Annotated in this window: 12 protein-coding genes; 5 read left to right on the top strand and 7 right to left on the bottom strand. The window is 64.7% G+C overall.

Annotation, left to right across the window (positions count from 1 at the left end; all coding sequences use genetic code 11):
* The first annotated feature begins 93 nt into the window (after positions 1-93).
* Together ACFQX9_RS21750 and ppx are read left to right on the top strand one after the other, a co-directional pair.
* Complete coding sequence (locus ACFQX9_RS21750; RefSeq protein ID WP_377791048.1) at positions 94-2,286, top strand: RNA degradosome polyphosphate kinase; 2,193 nt, start codon at positions 94-96, stop codon at positions 2,284-2,286.
* A gap of 15 nt (positions 2,287-2,301) precedes the next feature.
* Positions 2,302-3,804 (top strand): exopolyphosphatase, encoded by a 1,503-nt coding sequence (gene ppx / locus ACFQX9_RS21745; RefSeq protein ID WP_085352941.1) that lies wholly within the window; start codon positions 2,302-2,304, stop codon positions 3,802-3,804.
* Positions 3,805-3,839: 35 nt separating this feature from the next.
* Here the strand turns inward: ppx and ACFQX9_RS21740 are convergent, their stop codons facing one another.
* From ACFQX9_RS21740 to ACFQX9_RS21730, 3 genes are all read right to left on the bottom strand, one after another.
* Complete coding sequence (locus tag ACFQX9_RS21740) at positions 3,840-4,700, bottom strand: TerC family protein (protein ID WP_085352939.1); 861 nt, start codon at positions 4,698-4,700, stop codon at positions 3,840-3,842.
* Positions 4,701-4,744: 44 nt separating this feature from the next.
* Positions 4,745-5,167, bottom strand: coding sequence for a nucleoside-diphosphate kinase (gene ndk / locus ACFQX9_RS21735; protein WP_018456271.1), 423 nt, complete (start codon positions 5,165-5,167; stop codon positions 4,745-4,747).
* Positions 5,168-5,418: 251 nt separating this feature from the next.
* The gene (locus ACFQX9_RS21730) at positions 5,419-6,045 is read right to left on the bottom strand and encodes a glutathione S-transferase family protein (RefSeq protein WP_085352938.1); all 627 of its coding nucleotides are present in this window, start codon (positions 6,043-6,045) and stop codon (positions 5,419-5,421) included.
* Between the two features lie 335 nt (positions 6,046-6,380).
* Between ACFQX9_RS21730 and ACFQX9_RS21725 the strand changes: the two genes are divergently transcribed.
* The 3 genes from ACFQX9_RS21725 to ACFQX9_RS21715 all read left to right on the top strand — a co-directional run bounded on the left by ACFQX9_RS21725 (position 6,381) and on the right by ACFQX9_RS21715 (position 8,960).
* Positions 6,381-6,635 carry a sulfur globule protein precursor gene (locus ACFQX9_RS21725; RefSeq protein ID WP_247368370.1) on the top strand — a complete coding sequence of 85 codons (255 nt, stop codon included), beginning with the start codon at positions 6,381-6,383 and terminating at the stop codon, positions 6,633-6,635.
* A gap of 217 nt (positions 6,636-6,852) precedes the next feature.
* Positions 6,853-7,026 (top strand): hypothetical protein, encoded by a 174-nt coding sequence (locus ACFQX9_RS21720; RefSeq protein WP_007609361.1) that lies wholly within the window; start codon positions 6,853-6,855, stop codon positions 7,024-7,026.
* Between the two features lie 71 nt (positions 7,027-7,097).
* Positions 7,098-8,960, top strand: a complete 1,863-nt coding sequence (locus ACFQX9_RS21715) for an ABC-F family ATP-binding cassette domain-containing protein (RefSeq protein ID WP_085354380.1) — start codon at positions 7,098-7,100, stop codon at positions 8,958-8,960.
* Between the two features lie 159 nt (positions 8,961-9,119).
* Here the strand turns inward: ACFQX9_RS21715 and ACFQX9_RS21710 are convergent, their stop codons facing one another.
* The 4 genes from ACFQX9_RS21710 to ACFQX9_RS21695 form a co-directional block, all read right to left on the bottom strand.
* Complete coding sequence (locus ACFQX9_RS21710) at positions 9,120-10,085, bottom strand: tripartite tricarboxylate transporter substrate-binding protein (protein WP_085352933.1); 966 nt, start codon at positions 10,083-10,085, stop codon at positions 9,120-9,122.
* Between the two features lie 166 nt (positions 10,086-10,251).
* Positions 10,252-11,706, bottom strand: coding sequence for an HlyD family type I secretion periplasmic adaptor subunit (locus ACFQX9_RS21705; RefSeq protein ID WP_204511000.1), 1,455 nt, complete (start codon positions 11,704-11,706; stop codon positions 10,252-10,254).
* The gene (locus ACFQX9_RS21700) at positions 11,693-13,825 is read right to left on the bottom strand and encodes a type I secretion system permease/ATPase (RefSeq protein ID WP_377790416.1); all 2,133 of its coding nucleotides are present in this window, start codon (positions 13,823-13,825) and stop codon (positions 11,693-11,695) included. The genes ACFQX9_RS21705 and ACFQX9_RS21700 overlap by 14 nt, the downstream gene beginning before the upstream one ends.
* 29 nt (positions 13,826-13,854) lie before the next feature.
* Positions 13,855-16,701 (bottom strand): beta strand repeat-containing protein, encoded by a 2,847-nt coding sequence (locus ACFQX9_RS21695; RefSeq protein ID WP_377790414.1) that lies wholly within the window; start codon positions 16,699-16,701, stop codon positions 13,855-13,857.
* Positions 16,702-16,940: the final 239 nt, after the last annotated feature.

Raw genomic sequence — 16,940 nt, 5'->3', positions numbered from 1 at the left:
CAATGTCATCGAAACGTCATCGCTCTAACACATGCTCCCGCGGGTTTTGCGCGTAAGTCGCAAATTGGAGCGAACTGGATGGACCGACTTCTGATGGATTCTGCGCAAGCTGTTGAAGTTAAAGAAAAAGCCCCGGAAGCCGAAGGCCCGCCGCCGATCGCATCGAGCCCCGAGCGGTTCATCAATCGCGAGCTTTCCTGGCTGCACTTCAACCGCCGCGTCCTGGAGGAATCGGTCAATCCCAGCCACCCCATGCTGGAGAGGGTGCGATTCCTGTCGATTTCAGCGAATAACCTCGACGAGTTCTTCATGGTCCGCGTCGCCGGCATCAAGGCCCAGGTGCGCGAGGGTATTGCTGAGCGCAGCCCCGACGGTCTGACCCCGTCCGAGCAGCTCGCGCTCATCAACCGGACCGTCTCGCAGCTTGCCTCCGACCAGCAGGCAATCTGGCGCGACCTGCGCGGCACGCTCGCCGACGAGGGTATCGTGCTGGTCGAGGGCAAGGAGGTCACCAAGGCGGAACGAACCTGGGTCGAGGACTACTTCCTCAGCAACGTGTTCCCGCTGCTGACGCCGCTCGCGATCGACCCGGCCCACCCCTTCCCGTTCATTCCGAGCCTCGGCTTCACCATCGCGCTCCAGCTCACGCGCGCCGCCGACGGCAAGCAGATGAACGCGCTGATCCGCATGCCCGGCAAGATCGACCGCTTCATCCGTCTGCCGGCTGACGGCAAGGTCGTCCGGCTGATCTCGCTGGAGCAGGCCACCGCGCTGTTCATCAACCGCCTGTTCCCCGGCTACAATCTTCACGGCCAGGGCGCCTTCCGCGTCCTCCGCGACTCCGAACTCGAAATCGAGGAAGAGGCCGAGGATCTCGTCCGCCTGTTCGAGACCGCGCTGAAGCGCCGCCGCCGCGGTTCGGTGATCCGACTCGAGATCGACGCCAAGATGCCGGAGCAGCTGCGCAGTTTCGTGCAGCACGCGCTGTCGACCGCCGACGACGAGGTGTTCCTGGTCGATGGCGTGCTCGCCATGAACGAGCTCTCGCAGCTCACCCGCCTTGACCGGCCCGATCTCGAATTCACCCCTTACGTGCCGCGCCATCCCGAGCGCGTGCGCGAGCAAGGCGGCGACATCTTCGCTGCGATCCGGCAGAAGGACCTCGTCGTCCATCACCCCTACGAATCCTTCGACGTCGTGGTGCAGTTTCTCCAGCAGGCGACGCGCGACCCCGACGTCGTCGCCATCAAGCAGACGCTCTACCGCACCTCCAGCAACTCGCCGATCGTGCGCGCGCTCGTGGAAGCCGCCGAAGCCGGCAAATCCGTCACCGCGCTGATCGAGCTGAAGGCCCGCTTCGACGAGGAGGCCAACATCCGCTGGGCGCGCGACCTCGAACGCGCCGGCGTGCAGGTCGTCTACGGCTTCCTCGAACTGAAGACCCACGCGAAACTCTCGATGGTGGTGCGGCGCGAGGGCGGCAGCCTCACGACCTACGTCCACACCGGCACCGGCAATTACCACCCGGTGACCGCGCGCATCTACACCGACCTCTCCTACTTCACCTCGGAGCCGACCATCGGCCGCGACGCCGCGCGCGTGTTCAACTTCATCACCGGCTACGCTGCGCCGAGCGATCTGGAAAAGATGGCGGTGTCTCCGCTGACCTTGCGCAAGCGCATCATCGAGCACATCCAGGGCGAGACCGCGCATGCGCGGCACGGCCGGCCTGCTGCGATCTGGATGAAAATGAACGCGCTGGTCGACCCCGATATCATCGACGCGCTCTACGAGGCCTCCCAGGCCGGCGTGCAGGTCGAGCTCGTGGTGCGCGGTATCTGCTGCCTCAGGCCCGGTATTCCCGGCCTGTCGGAGAACATCCGCGTCAAGTCGATCATCGGACGATTCCTCGAACACGGCCGAATTTACTGCTTCGGCATGGGCCAGGGCCTGCCGAGCGCGAAAGCGGCTGTATATATCTCCTCAGCCGACATGATGCCGCGCAACCTCGACCGCCGCGTCGAGGTGCTGTGTCCGCTGCAGAATCCCACGGTGCATCAGCAGGTTCTCGAACAGATCATGGTCGCGAATCTCAAGGACAATGAACAGAGCTGGCAATTGTTGCCGGACGGGTCCTCAACGCGTATGAAGACCGCGAAGGGCGAGGAGCCTTTCAACGTCCACAACTACTTCATGACAAATCCGAGTCTGTCTGGCCGTGGTAAGTCGCTCAAGGAATCCTCGCCGCGCCGCCTCACGCGCCGTAATGAACGTCATCAATCTTGATCCGGGATCGTCGACGTGAAGCGGCCGCGCAAGCGCGGCTCGAGCGTCGCGGTCATCGACATCGGCTCCAACTCGGTCCGTCTCGTCGTCTACGAGGGACTGACGCGGAGCCTCATTCCCATCTTCAACGAGAAGACGCTGTGCGGCCTCGGGCGCGAAGTGCAGAGCACGGGACTGCTTGCGCCCGACGCCGTCGACAAGGCGCTGACCTCGCTCAAGCGCTTCCGTGCGCTGTGCCGGGTCATGCAGGTCGGGCGGGTGTTTGCGATTGCGACCGCCGCCTGCCGCGATGCCTCCAACGGCGCCGACTTCATCGCGAAAGCCGAGCGCATCTGCGCGGTGAAGATCGAGATCCTGTCGGGCCCGCGCGAGGCGCGGCTGTCGGCGCTTGGCGTGATCTCCGGCATCCATCATCCTGACGGCATCGTCGGCGACCTCGGCGGCGGCTCGCTCGAACTGATCGACGTGCGCAAAAACACCGTGCGCAGCGGCGTGACGCTGCCGCTCGGCGGCCTCGCGCTGCAGGACCTCGCGCATAAATCCCTGAAACGCGCCGACCGCATCGTGCGCGAAGCGCTCGATGGGGTGCCGCAGCTCAAGGCGGGGAGCAGCCGCAGCTTCTACGCGGTCGGCGGCACCTGGCGCGCGCTTGCGCGCATCCACATCATCCAGAGCGGCTATCCGCTGCAGGTGATGCACGGCTATTCGATTTCGGCGGCCGAGGCGCTCGATTTCTCGCGTCGTCTCCGCCGGCTTGCGGCCGCCGGCATGCTCGCCGACATCGAGATCGTCGCCGATGCCCGGCGTCCGCTCCTCACCTATGCGGCGCTGGTGCTCGAGCACATCATCCGGGTGGCGAAGCCGAAGACCATCGTGTTCTCGACCTTCGGCGTGCGCGAGGGCCTGCTGCACGAGAAGCTGCCGGAGTCCGAGCGCAACAAGGACGGACTGATCTGCGCGGCCGAGGAGCTGAACCAGCTGCTGTCGCGTTCGGCAAAGCACGCCCGCGAGCTGATCGCCTGGACCGACCGCCTCGCGCGCGTGGTGAAGCTGCGCGAGACCGAAGAAGACCGCCGCCTGCGCCACGCCGCGTGCCTGCTGTCCGACATCGGGTGGCGCGTGCATCCCGACCATCGCGGCGAGCAGACGCTGAGCCTCGTCGTCAACGGTAATTTCGGCGCGATCACCCACACCGAGCGCGCCTTCGTCGGGTTGTCCGTGTTCTATCGCTATGCGGGCCTCAGCGAGGAGAACCAGCCGCCGGTCGCCATGCAGGAGCTGCTGACGCCGGCGCAGCTCGAACGCGCCCGCCTGCTGGGCGCGGCCTTCCGCGTCGCACATCTGATCTCGGCGGCGCGTCCGGGCGTCTTGCCCGCGACGCATTTCCGCAGCATGGGCCGCAAGCTGTTGCTGGTGTTCGAGCACCGCCTCGGCGATCTCGTCGCGGATCGAGTCGGCAGCCGCTTCCGCGCGCTCGCCCGCCTGATCAACCGCGCCGGCTCGATCGTCCGACGCTAGCGCTTTTCCCAAGAGATCATGCTCAAAAGATAGATCTACTCCGCCGAGGCCTTGACGTGGCGTTCGGAGGACTCCAGCGCGGCCGCGCTCATGCTGCGGCGGCGCCAGATGGAGCCGACGACCAGCACGACAACGACGCCGAGAGCTGCGCAGAGATATTCGCCGCCTCCGCCGCCATGGGCGAATTGCGGCGGGATGCGCAAGGCGCCGAGCATGTTGTCGAGCGAAGCGCCGAACGGACCGTCGAACAGCGCATGCAGCCTCGGCGCGATGCCGGGATCGGTCGCGATCACTTCGCCCGCGATCCAGCCGAGCAGCGCCGCGCCGGCCCACACCAGAACCGGCAGCTTTGCGAGCAGCGCCATGATCAGCGCCGCGCCGGCGACGATCAAGGGCACGCTGATGGCAAGACCGAGCACCAGCAAGGGCACGCTGCCATTGGCGGCCGCGGCCACCGCAATGACGTTGTCCAGGCTCATGACGATGTCGGCAACGACGACGATCTGCACGGCCTGCCACAGATGCGACGCCGACTCGACGCCGTCCTCGTCCTCTTGCTCCGGCACCAGCAGCTTGGCCGCAATCACGATCAGCGCGAGGCCGCCCACCAGCTTGAGGTACGGCAACTCCATCAGGCTCGCGACGATGCCCGTGAAGATGATCCGCAGCAGCACCGCGGCGCCCGCACCGAGGATCATGCCCCACAGCCGATGCCGCGGCTTGAGGCCGCGACAGGCAAGCGCGATCACCAGCGCATTGTCGCCGGACAAGAGGATGTTGATCCAGATGATCTTGCCGACCGCGACCCAAAAGGTCGGTTCGGCCATCTCAACGCGGAACTGGGTGAAGAATGCCCCGATCGTAGCGGGATCGAAGATCTGCCAGAGCCAGTTCACACTACGTCCTTTCGCCGCGTCTCGTTACCTTATCGGCTGACGGATCAGCCGACGATCTCGTTGCCCGAGAAGAACTGCGCGATCTCGATCGCGGCGGTCTCCGGCGCATCCGAGCCGTGCGCGGAGTTCTCGCCGATCGACTTTGCGTAGAGCTTGCGGATGGTGCCGTCAGCCGCCTTGGACGGATCGGTCGCGCCCATCACGTCGCGATACTTGGCGACGGCACCCTCGCCTTCCAGCACCTGGACGACCACGGGGCCCGACGTCATGAACTCCACGAGCTCACCGAAGAAGGGGCGCGCCTTGTGGACCGCATAGAAGGTCTCGGCCTGTTCCTTGGTCATGCGGATACGCTTCTGCGCGACGATGCGCAGGCCCGCCTTCTCGATCACGGCGTTAACCGCACCGGTGAGATTGCGCGCGGTGGCGTCGGGCTTGATGATCGAGAAGGTGCGTTCGATGGCCATGATGTTGTCCTTGAAGAGAAACAGTGGTTCGGAGTTGCCGGGCTTATATCGGCGCCTTCGCGATACGGCAAGCGACCGCCCAAACGGGCTCGCGGGCGCTTCGCCGCAGGCCGAGGGCGAGTGTTCACCTGAACCGATACTTGTAGATGGCGGCGATCTGGGCGAAGGTCGGCGTCGGGCTTAGGGCCGCTTTCGACCCCATGACGTTGAGTGCTGACCTCTCGTGTCTCGATTGGCGGACGAAACGGGAATCAGGTGTTCACCCCTTCGTGCGAACGCTCCATGGCACGCTTGTAGGCGTCGCGGCCGGTGGTGCGGGCGAGATAGGCCTGTTCGGCGTCGCCGAGGGTGATCCCGCAGTTCCGTTGGCCCAGGTTCAGGGCGTAGGTCACCGAGATGTCGGCTGCTGTGAAAGCCTCGCCGGCAAGGTAGGACGAGTCGGCAAGCCGTTGGCTGACAAGCTTTAGCCGCTTCTGGAACGACTGCAGGCACCAGGTCGCGCCCCAGTTCTCCCGTTCGGCGTCGGGCGCGATGAAGCGGCTGACGACGACGGGCATCATCAGGGTCGCGAGACCGGCTTCGCCCAGATGCAGAAATTGCTGGTAGGCGGGGAACGTGGGATCCTGCGGCGCGGGCGCCAGCGGCGTCGGCCCGTAGCGGGCCATCAGGTACTCCATGATCGCGATCGACTCGACCATGACGACGTCGCCGTCCTGGATCGCCGGGATGTAGTCAGCGGGGTTGACCGCCAGGAACTCGGGGTCCTGCTTGGCGGCCAGCATGTCCACCTGCCGCACGCGGTAGGGAAGGCCCATCTCCTCCAGCACCCATACGACCCGGATCGATCGCGAGGTCTGTCCGCCCCAAACGGTGATCACGCGAAGGCCCCTTCCTGGTGTGACTGAGGATCGACCATGGCAGACTCTATATGACCGTAGCACTCAAGGCAGACGCGAAGCTTAGCTTCAGCGTGGTCTCCTTCCCATCCATTGCGGACGCGTGGTGGGTCCCCCTCTCAGGCTTGGAATTCCAACGTGGATTACAATGATTTCACCCAAATGAACTCAATCTGAAGGCCTCGTCAGGGTTTGGTTCAGCCTCGCCCGGATAATCTCAGGTCCATCGAAACCAAAGCCTCTTTCAGAGGCAGACCGTTTCGGCGGCCTTTCCATCGACGCGATAGCCCCGCGCCAACAGATTTGAGGAGATCACCATGTTGAGGAAACTTTCCCTCGCCGCCGTCGCCGCGGTTGCGCTTGGTGCCGCGCTGGCGCCGACCTCCGCCTCCGCGCACTGGCATGGTGGCGGCGGCGGCTGGCACGGCGGCGGTGGCTGGCACAACGGCCACGGCTGGGGTGGACCGCGCTTCTATGCTCCCGTCTCCTACGGCTATGGCGGCTGCTATGTGCGCCGGCTGGTCCCGACTCCCTGGGGACCCCGCTGGCGGATGATCAACCGCTGCTACTGAGCCCGACAGCACCTTTCCAAAGATACCTGAGCCCCCAAGGTACCTTCCAGTCGAAGCCCCGGCGTCCCCCAGCGCCGGGGCTTTGTATTCGGAGAGGATATTGCGCGGCTTCACACAATTTTTGCTAGAATGCCGCGCAATCGCCGCGAGTGGCGAAACCATTTGGGGGCCAAGGACTTGGTACCGTGTCGCTTCTTTGAGAACACGGAACTCTGCGATGGTTAGCCTTTTCGCCGACGATAGCGAGCAAATCGACCGGCGCACCAGCCGCTCGATCCGCGATGCGGTGGGCGAACGGCTCCAGCAGAGCCTGCGGCCCGAAGCCAGGCTGCCGACGCACCTCGAGCAACTCCTCAATGAGCTGAAGCAGCGCGAGCGCGATTCGCACTGAGTTGACAAGCACCGGCTTGCAAACACAGAAAAACGGGTTGCGTTTGATCGCGGGTGCGGTGACAAGGCCGCATGCTCTCCATCACCGACCTCTCCATCCGCCTCGCCGGACGCCTTCTGATTGACCAGAGTTCCGTGCAGATCACGCCCGGATCCCGCGTGGGCATGGTCGGTCGCAACGGCACCGGCAAATCGACCCTGTTCAAGGTGATCCGCGGCGAGTTCGCCGCTGAGCACGGCACGGTGAGCCTGCCGCCCCGCTGGCGCGTCGGCAGCCTGGCGCAGGAAGCGCCGAACGGCCCCGAGAGCCTGATCTCGGTCGTGCTCAAGGCCGACCTCGAACGCGACGCACTGCTCACCGAGGCCGAGAGCGCGACCGACCCGCACCAGATCGCCGAGATCCAGACCCGGCTGGTCGACATCGACGCGCATTCGGCGCCGAGCCGCGCCGCAGCCATCCTTTCCGGTCTCGGCTTCTCCGCCGCCGACCAGCTCCGCCCCTGCGCCGAATTCTCCGGCGGCTGGCGCATGCGCGTTGCGCTCGCCGCAACGCTGTTTGCGGCTCCCGACCTGTTGCTGCTCGACGAGCCCACCAACTATCTCGACCTCGAAGGCACGCTGTGGCTCGAGGATCACCTCGCGCATTATCCGCGCACCGTTATCGTGATCAGCCATGATCGCGATCTGCTGGAAAGCTCGGTCGACCAGATCCTGCATCTGGATCGCAGCAAGCTCACCCTTTACAAGGGCACCTACTCCTCCTTCGAGGAGCAGCGCGCCATGCGCGAGATGCTCGATGCCAAAGCGGTCAAGCGCCAGGAAGCCGAACGCGCCCGCCTGCAAGCCTTCGTCGACCGTTTCAAGGCCAAGGCCTCGAAAGCCCGCCAGGCGCAGTCCCGTGTGAAAATGCTGGAGCGGCTGAAGCCGATCACGGCGCTGGTCACCCAGGACGTACGCGAGATCAGCTTTCCCGCGCCCGAGAAAATCCTGTCGCCGCCGATCATCGCCGCCGACAACGTCGTGGTCGGCTACGATCCGAACTCGCCCGTGCTGAACCGCGTCACCTTGCGCGTCGACAATGACGACCGCATCGCGCTCCTTGGTTCGAACGGTAACGGCAAGTCGACTCTCGTGAAGCTGCTCGCCGGCCGCCTCGCGCCGTTCTCGGGCAAGGTGACCCGCGCCGACAAGCTCTCGATTGCCTATTTCGCCCAGCACCAGCTCGACGAATTGAACGAGGATGCCTCGACCTACGACCACGTCCGCAAGCTTATGGGCGAGGCGCCCGAAGCCAAAGTACGCGCCCGCGCCGGTGCGATCGGCTTTTCCGGCAAGGCGGCCGATACCAAGGTCGGAAAATTGTCGGGCGGCGAGAAGGCGCGGCTCCTGCTGGGACTGGCGACCTTCTTCGGCCCCAACATGATCATCCTGGACGAGCCGACCAACCATCTCGACATCGACAGCCGCGCCGCGCTTGCGGAAGCCATTAACGAATTCCCCGGCGCCGTCATCATGGTTTCGCATGATCGCTATCTGATCGAGTCCTGCGCCGATCAACTCTGGATCGTCGCCGACCGCACCGTGACTAATTACGACGGCGACCTCGACGAATATCGCCGCCTGGTGCTGTCCGCGCGCAATGGCGAGCCCGCCCCGCGAGAGCGCAACGCGCCGAGCGAGAAGCCGCAGCGTCCGAGATCGGACAATCGCGGCTCGCTGAAGAAACGTATCGCGGAAGCTGAGACCGAGATCGCCCGCGTCAGCGCGATCATCAGCAAGATCGACACTGCGCTGGCCCTGCCCGACATCTTCACCCGCGACCCCAAGCAGGCCGCGCAACTGTCGAAGGCACGTGCCAATGCGGCCGACGCGCTGGCGCGCGCCGAGGAGCAGTGGCTAGAGGCGAGCACGCAGTTCGACGAGGCGGCGGGCTGACGCCTCCGCGACCGGCCCGACATTAAAATCGCAAAAACAACCCCATGCACAGTACCGGTATTTTGCTACCCGGTGATTGGCTATTGAATGGACTGTTCTTTACCGTGGTGACTTAGCCCGCTCACGCAGCGATGTCGGGACGAATTGAGCAGGAATGGCTCAGTCCGCGAATTGGCCGGCTGCCTTGATCATCGGAGCCCAGCGGTCGACTTCGCTCGCTAGCATCGCGGCCAGCGCCTCCGGCGTCGCCTTCTCCTGCGGGACCGGCTCGGTATTGATGTCGTTGAACCGGGCGATCAGCGTGGAATCCCTAAGGGCGGACTGGAGCGCCGCGGTCAGCTTCTGAACGACCGCCGGCGGTGTGCCCTTGGGGGCATAGATGCCGTGCCAGACGCCAAGTTCGAACCCTTTGAGACCGGCCTCGTCGGCCGTCGGCAGATCGGGCAGGCTCTTCAGCCGCTCCTTGGTGGTGATCGCATAGGCCTTGACCTGCTTCGACATGATCGGGCCGGTGGTATTCGTCGCCTGGTCGCAGGTAAGATCGATCTGCCGGCCGAGAAGGTCGTTCATGATGGGGCCGTTGCCCTTGTAGGGCACCGCGGTGAGCTGCTTCTGGATCGCTGTCATGAACAGCATGCCGCAGAGATGCGACGCCGCGCCGAGTCCGGCATTGGCATAGGTCAACTTGTCGCCCTGCTGTTGGGCGTAGGCGACCAATTCCTTCAGCGTGTCGGCCGGAAAATCCGGACGCGCGATGATGGTCATCGGCGCATTGGTCACAAGCCCGATCGGCGCAAAGGCCGTCTTCGTGTCATAGCTGAGGTTGCGGTACAGTGTGGCGGCCGTCGAGAGGCCGACATGATGGATCAGCAGCGTGTATCCGTCGGGCTGGGCTCGCGAGGCGCGGGTCGTGGCGATGGTACCACCGGCGCCAGGCGCGTTCTCGACGACGACCTGTTGGCCAAGCGATTTCGCCATGCCGGCCGCGGTCAGGCGAGCAATCGTGTCCGTAGGTCCGCCGGCGGCGAACGGCACCAGCATGGTGACGGGCCTGATCGGATAGTCCTGGGCGAGCGCCGCGCCAAACGGCAGGACCAGAGCCGATACGAGGGCAATGAGCCGCATGCTTTCCTCCAAATTTTTTGCTTGCTCCTATGTACGCATTCCGGGCTGCGGGGCCACACCAAAATGACTTCATCAGGAGTGGCGCGCCCGCGGCATGGTGTAGCTGCCGAAAAGCCCGATTGGTTCTCAGCGCGTCTCGCGAAGCTTCGTCGGCATCATGCGGGAACTAGCGCTCGCGCATGATCTCGTGCCGGTAGCGCTGCAGCGGCGATAGCAGGTAGCTCAGGATGGTGCGCGAACCGGTCCTGATCTCGACGGTCACCGCCATTCCCGGCGACAGGCTGACGAGGCGGTCGTCCACCTGCATCTGGGTGCGATCGAGCGAGATGCGGGCGCTGTAGCTCAACTCCTGCCCGCTGGGCTCGCTGCTGTCGCGTTGTGTCGCGAGCGGACGGTCGCTCCCGCGCTCCTGCGGCCGGTCGCGGATGATGGCGTCCTGCGAGACGCTCACGACCTGGCCTGCGAGAAGCCCGTAGCGGGTGAAATTGAAAGTGTCGATTTTGATGGCAGCACCCTGCCCGGCCTCGACAAATCCGATATCGCGATTGGAGATCATCGCCTCGATCTCGAGCCGCGTATCGGTCGGCACGATTACCAGCAGCGACTGCGCGGGCGTGACGACGCCGCCCACGGTGTGGACCGCAAGCTGCTGCACGACGCCGTCGACCGGCGACGTCAGTTGCTGAAGCCTCGTCCTCTGCTGCGCCTTGATCAGATCGCGTGCGACGCCATTGGCTTTCTGTTCGCTCTTAGCCAGCTCGTCGGAGAGACTCTTCCTGTACTCGGCCAGGGCTTGGATGCGGGTCTCCCGGATCGCGGCGACGGCCGCCTCGGCCTCCTTCAAGCGGCTGCTCTGGACGCGAAGCTCCTCCTGCTGCTCGATCTGGAGCTGGAGGGTCTCATAGTAGGTCAGCTTCGAGCCGATCTCCTTCTCCATCAGCGTCTTGCGGATCTCGACACGCTGCTGGGTGATCGGCAGCAACGCATCAAGCTTGTGAATCGTCGCCGCAATCGTCTGATGTTCGGCCTCCTTCTGCGCTTCCTGACGTGCCAGCGCCGCGAGCTTGGCCCTGTTCTCGCTGACCTGATTGGCGAGGAGCTGCCGTTGCGTCGCAACCAGCATGGGATCGGCATCCTCTGGTACGACGAGATCAGCGGATACCCCTTCGCCGCCCGCCAATGCGGCGCGGAGGCGCGCGACGTTGAGCCGCTCGGCCATGAGATCGTCATGCAGACGATCGCGCTCTGCGGCGTTCACCGTCGGATCGAGCTCGATCAGCAGGTCGCCCGCCTTGACCGATTGCCCGTCCTGCACGTGAATGGCGCGCACCACGCCGGTCTCGAACGGCTGGATCACCTTGCTTCGCCCGCTCGACACGACCTTGCCGGTTGCGGAGGTCACGATGTCGATCGTGCCCCAAGCCGACCAGGCCAGCGCCGCGCAGACAAGCAGCATGAGGGCCAGGGCGATGGCGCGGCCGATCGGCGATGGCGGTGTTTCCGTGATTTCCAGCGCCGCCGGCAGGAAGGCGACTTCCTCGGCGCGCCGGCCCTTTCCATTCCGGAACGGGATCACGGTCTGCTCCGGACGAGCGGCCGGCACAGTGTTAGCCGACCTCATAAATGCCTCCCTGGAGACGATGCAGGGCGGCATAGCGGCCGCCGGTCTTGATCAGCGCATCATGCGTGCCGTCCTCGACCAGACGGCCGCGTTCCAGGGTGAAGATGCGATCGGCGCCGCGGACGGTGGACAGACGGTGCGCGATGATCAGGACGGTGCGGCCTTTCGCGATCTCCTTCATGTTGTCATGGATGATCCGCTCGCTTTCATAGTCGAGCGCGCTGGTGGCTTCGTCGAAGATCAGGATCCGGGGATTGCCCACCAGTGCGCGGGCAATCGCGATGCGCTGGCGCTGCCCGCCCGAGAGCGTCGAGCCGCGCTCGCCGACCACCGTATCGTAGCCCTCGGGGAGCTCCAGAATGAAATCATGCGCGCCCGCCAGCTTCGCCGCATCGATGATGCGATCCATCGGCAGGCTTGGATCGGCCAGCGCGATGTTGTCGCGCACCGACCGGTTGAACAGCATGTTGTCCTGGAGCACGATTCCGATCTGCCGACGGAGTCCGGCCGGGTCGGTCGTCATCAGATCCATTCCGTCGACCAGCACGCGGCCGCCTTGCGGTACATAGAGCCGCTGCACCAGCTTGGCGAAGGTGCTTTTGCCCGAACCGGACGATCCGACGATGCCGACGGTTTGTCCGGCTGGAATGTCGAATGAGACATCGTGCAGGATCTCCGGCCCATCGGGCCGGTAGCGGAAAGAGACGTGCTCGAAGCGGATGTTGCCCCGGATCGGCGGCAGCCCCGCGCGGGCCGCGGAGTAAGCAGGCTCCGCCGCGCTGTTGAGGATGTCGCCGAGCCGGGCGATCGACAGTCGCGCCTGATGAAAATCCTGCCAGACCTGCGCGAGCCGCAGCACCGGGGCCGACACCCGCCCTGCGAAGATGTTGAAGGCAACGAGCTCGCCGACGGTCAATGCGTCACCGATCACCAGTCTGGCGCCGACATAGAGAATGGCGGCGGTGACGACCTTGCTGACGAGCTGCACCAGCTGGCTAGCCGTGTTGCCGAGGCTGGTGACACCGAAGCTCGCGGAGACATAGCCTGCGAGCTGCTCTTCCCAGCGGCGCTGCATCTGCGGCTCGACCGCCATCGCCTTCAGCGTTTCGATGCCGCTGACGCTCTCGACCAGGAAGGCCTGGTTCTCGGCGCCGCGGCGGAATTTCTCGTCCAGCCTGCGGCGAAACAGCGGCGTCGCCACGGCCGAGATCGCGATGTAGAACGGGAACGATGCCAGCACGATGAAGCTCATCTGCGCCGAATAGGCGAACATCACCGCCAGGAACACCGAGGTGAAGACCAGGTCGATGAGAAGCGTCAGCGACGAGCTGGTGATGAAATTGCGGATGTTCTCGAGCTCACGGACCCGGGCCACGGAATCTCCGACGCGCCTGGCCTGAAACCACGCCATCGGCAGCGCCAGCAGGTGGTGGAACAGGCGTGCCCCGAGCTCGACGTCAATGCGGTTGGTGGTGTGCGCAAACAGGTAATTGCGCAGGATCCCGAGCACGGTGTCGAACAGGGAGACGACGACGAGGCCAATGACGAGGACGTCGAGCGTGGACAGCGAGCGGTGCACCAGCACCTTGTCGATCACGACCTGGAAGAACAACGGCGAGACCAGCGCAAAAAGCTGGAGGAAGAACGAAGCCGCCAGCACCTCGCCCAGCAGCCGCCGGTATTTGCCGATCGCGCCGATGAACCAGGTGATATCGAAGTGCCGCCCGAGGTCGGACAGGCCGGCGCGCCGAACCATCAGGATCAAACCGCCGTCCCAGATCGCGCACAGCTCGTCGCGATCCATCAGTACCGGACGCTGCGCCTCCGGGGACTGCACCAGCACCTTATCGGCGGAGGCCTTTGCGATGACCATGAAGCCGCCGTCCCGCAGCATTGCGATCGCAGGCAGCGGGGTGTCCGACAGACGGCTCCACTGCGTTCGATAGGTTCGCGCTTTAAGTCCGAGAGACCTGGCGCAGCGGACGATATCCGCTGCGCCGAAGCTTGCCGCGCCCAGCCGGTGCCTGAGCTGCTCGCGATCGGCCGCAACACCTTGCAGATGCAGCAGTGTCAGCAATGCATCGAGCCCCGTATCGGTGGAGACCGCGTTCGTCGTCATGAGCGTTCTCCGGGCCGATGCAGTTGGCTTCAGGCGTGCTGCGGCGGTGCGAGCACCTGGTTCTGCATCGCGTGCGGATCGGGCAGCGGCATCTCGCCGTTCCCCTCACCTGCCGGGACGAAGCTGGCCGCCATGGCCTGGTTGAGCAGCATCGCGGCCGCGAACGCACCGCCCTGGATGACGACGTTGTTGCCGGTGCCGCCGTCGAGGACGTCGAGGCCCCCGCCGCCGATCAGCACGTCATCACCGGCACCACCTGCCAGCGTGTCGTTGCCGGGGCTGCCGATCAGCACGTCGTCGCCGTTGCCGCCATTGGCAACGAGCTGGATGCCGCCGTGCAGACCGGAGGCCGTGATGACGTCGTCGCCATCGAGACCGTTGATGACGATCCTGTCGCCCGCGCCGGCGTCGGTAATGTTGATGTCCTGGCCAAGCCCCGACACCGTGATGATGCCGTCGTGCTCGGTCACCGTGATGACGTCGTTGCCGTCGGTTGCGTTGATGGTCACGGTATCCGCGGCGCCGTCATTGGCGCCGAGATCGAGGTCGACCTGGCTGACGCCGGTGCCGGAGAGGTCACCGACCGTAATGTTGTCGGCACCGCCGAGAGCATTGAAGTCGACATGTTCGACCCCGTTCAGGTCCACCGCAATGGCGGCAACATCTCGCGTGAACAGCACCTGGCCGCCATTGGCCGAGATGTTGATGTTCTCGCTGATATTGGCGCCGTTGAATGCCAGAGTGTCGGTGCCCTTCCCGCCTTCGACGGTATCGCTGCCGTCGCCGGGGTTCCAGACGAAGGTGTCGTCGCCCGCACCGAGATTGGCGAAATCGTTGCCGCGTCCGCCGTTCACAATGTCATTGCCGGCACTGCCTGTGATGGTGTCGTTGCCGTCGCCGCCATTGATGTTGAGGCTGAACAACTGTCCCGCCTTGATGGAAGACGCATCGATGACATCATTGCCTTGGCCGCCGTTGATGCCGAGCACATCACCGGCGTCCGCATGCGCAATCGTCACCTGCGCAGCGAGGCCGTTGACCACGATCGATCCGCCGGCGGTCACGACCGATATGTTGTCGTCACCGGTCGTGCCGTTCGCGGTCACGCGGTCCGCCGCGGCATCGCCGCTCTGGCTGCCGGGGCCGGCACTGAGGTCGATGGCAACCTGCGTGATTCCTGTCCCGGTCAGATCGTTGACGGTGATGTTGTCGGCGCCGCCTGCCGCCGCGATCTGCACGTGCTCGACGCCGGCGAGGTCCATGACGATAGCACCGACGTCACGGGTGAGTAGCGCACGGCTTCCGTTCGCCGAGATCGACATGGTCTCGGCCACATTGGCGCCGTTGAACACCAGCGTATCGGTTCCCGTGCCGCCTTCGACAGTGTCGCTGCCGTCACCGGGATTCCACGTGAAGATGTCGTCGCCTGCGCCGAGAAGCGCGACGTCATTGCCGCGGCCGCCGATGACCTTGTCGTTGCCGTCGCCGCCGATCAGGGTGTCGGCTCCCTGGCTGCCGGTGATGGTGTCGTTGCCCGCACCGCCGTCGATGGTCAGCCCGATCGCCGCGCCGAGCGTGGATGCATCGATCACGTCGTTACCGCCGAGCGCCTGCACGACCAGCCGGTCGTTGCCGGCCTCTGCATTTGCGATCGTCACGACCTCCGGCAGCCCCGTGACCGTGACCGTTGTGCCCGCGGCTGTGACCTCGATGTGCTGATTGCCGTTGCTGCCGTTGACGGTCACCGTATCAGCAGCGCCGTCGCCTTGCGTCCCTCCCGGAACGGCTCCGAGATCAACCAGCACCTGCTTGACGCCGGTCCGGGTGAGGTCGCCGACGGTGATGTTGTCGGCGCCGCCACGCGCATCGAATTCGATCTGCTCGACGCTGTTGAGATCCATCGTGATGTTGGCGACATCGCGGGTGAAGCGCACCCGGCCGCCATTGGCCGAGATGTTGATGGTCTCGTTGATGTTAGCGCCATTGAAAAGCAGCTTGTCGCTGCCCGAGCCGCCCTCGACCGTGTCGCTGCCGTCACCGGGATTCCAGATGAAAGTGTCGTCGCCACTCCCGAGCTGGGCGACGTCGTTGCCGCGTCCGCCATTGACGATGTCGTCGCCGCTGCCGCCGATGATGAGGTCGTTGCCGTCGCCGCCGATGATCCGGTCGTTGCCGGCGCCGCCATCGAGCGTCAGCGAGATCAGGCTGCCGAGCCCATTGCCCGCGGTGATGACATCGTCGCCGCCGCCGCTGTGCAAGACGAGATTTTCAGTCGTGCCGATGTCGAGCGAAAACGGCGCCGCGCCCGTCCCGTCGAGCCGCACGCGGGTGCCGTTCGCCGTGATTGTGAACGTCTCGGCGGCGTTGTTTCCGTTGACCTGAGCCGTATCGTTGCCCTCACCACCTTCGAACAGGTTGGTGCCGCCGCCGGGATTCCAGGTCATGACGTCGTCGCCGGCCTCGCCGAACAGCTGGTTGTCGCCGCTGCCGCCGTCCAGGACGTCGTTACCCGCTCCGCCGAACAGCAGATCGTTGCCGCCGCCGCCCTTGATCAAATCGTTGCCGGCCTGACCAAACAGGAGGTCGGCTCCCGAGCCGCCCGTGATCCTGTCATTGCCGTCGCCGCCGAAGATGTGCACCGCCGGCATCGGTCCGTGGCATTCGTCGACGGTGATCGTGTCGTCACCGCCTTGACCGAAGATGTCGATCGCGGTGGTGTTGTCGACCGTGGGTTCGCCACCAACCGTTTTCACGTGCCCGTTATCAACCAGGATGCCGCCGGACTTGTCGCGACTTATCACGAGGCCGTTATTCGCGCTGTCGCCGAAAATGATGAGTTGCCCCGTAACCGGGGAAAACACAGAGGTAATGGACATCCAAATGATCCTTCCGACCTAGCCCCTCCCTTCGACGCGTAGCATTCGCGCACATGACATTCTTGAACCGTTGCTTGAGACGCGCGTGATTATTCTGGAGATTTCCTCCAGTTTTGCTTCGGGGCAGTTTCCGACAGCGGATGCGAAGGCTTGCTCATCACGAACCGCCTGATCACGGATCACGCGTAACGCCCCCGTGATTTTCAACGCGCGCGGAAGAACGCAGCTCGAGGCAATGA

Origin of the sequence: Bradyrhizobium sp. GCM10028915 (assembly GCF_042666195.1) — a bacterium.
GTDB lineage: Bacteria > Pseudomonadota > Alphaproteobacteria > Rhizobiales > Xanthobacteraceae > Bradyrhizobium > Bradyrhizobium canariense_D.
Note: the sequence above shows the minus strand (reverse complement) of the source record. Positions and strands in the feature narration are given on the sequence as shown.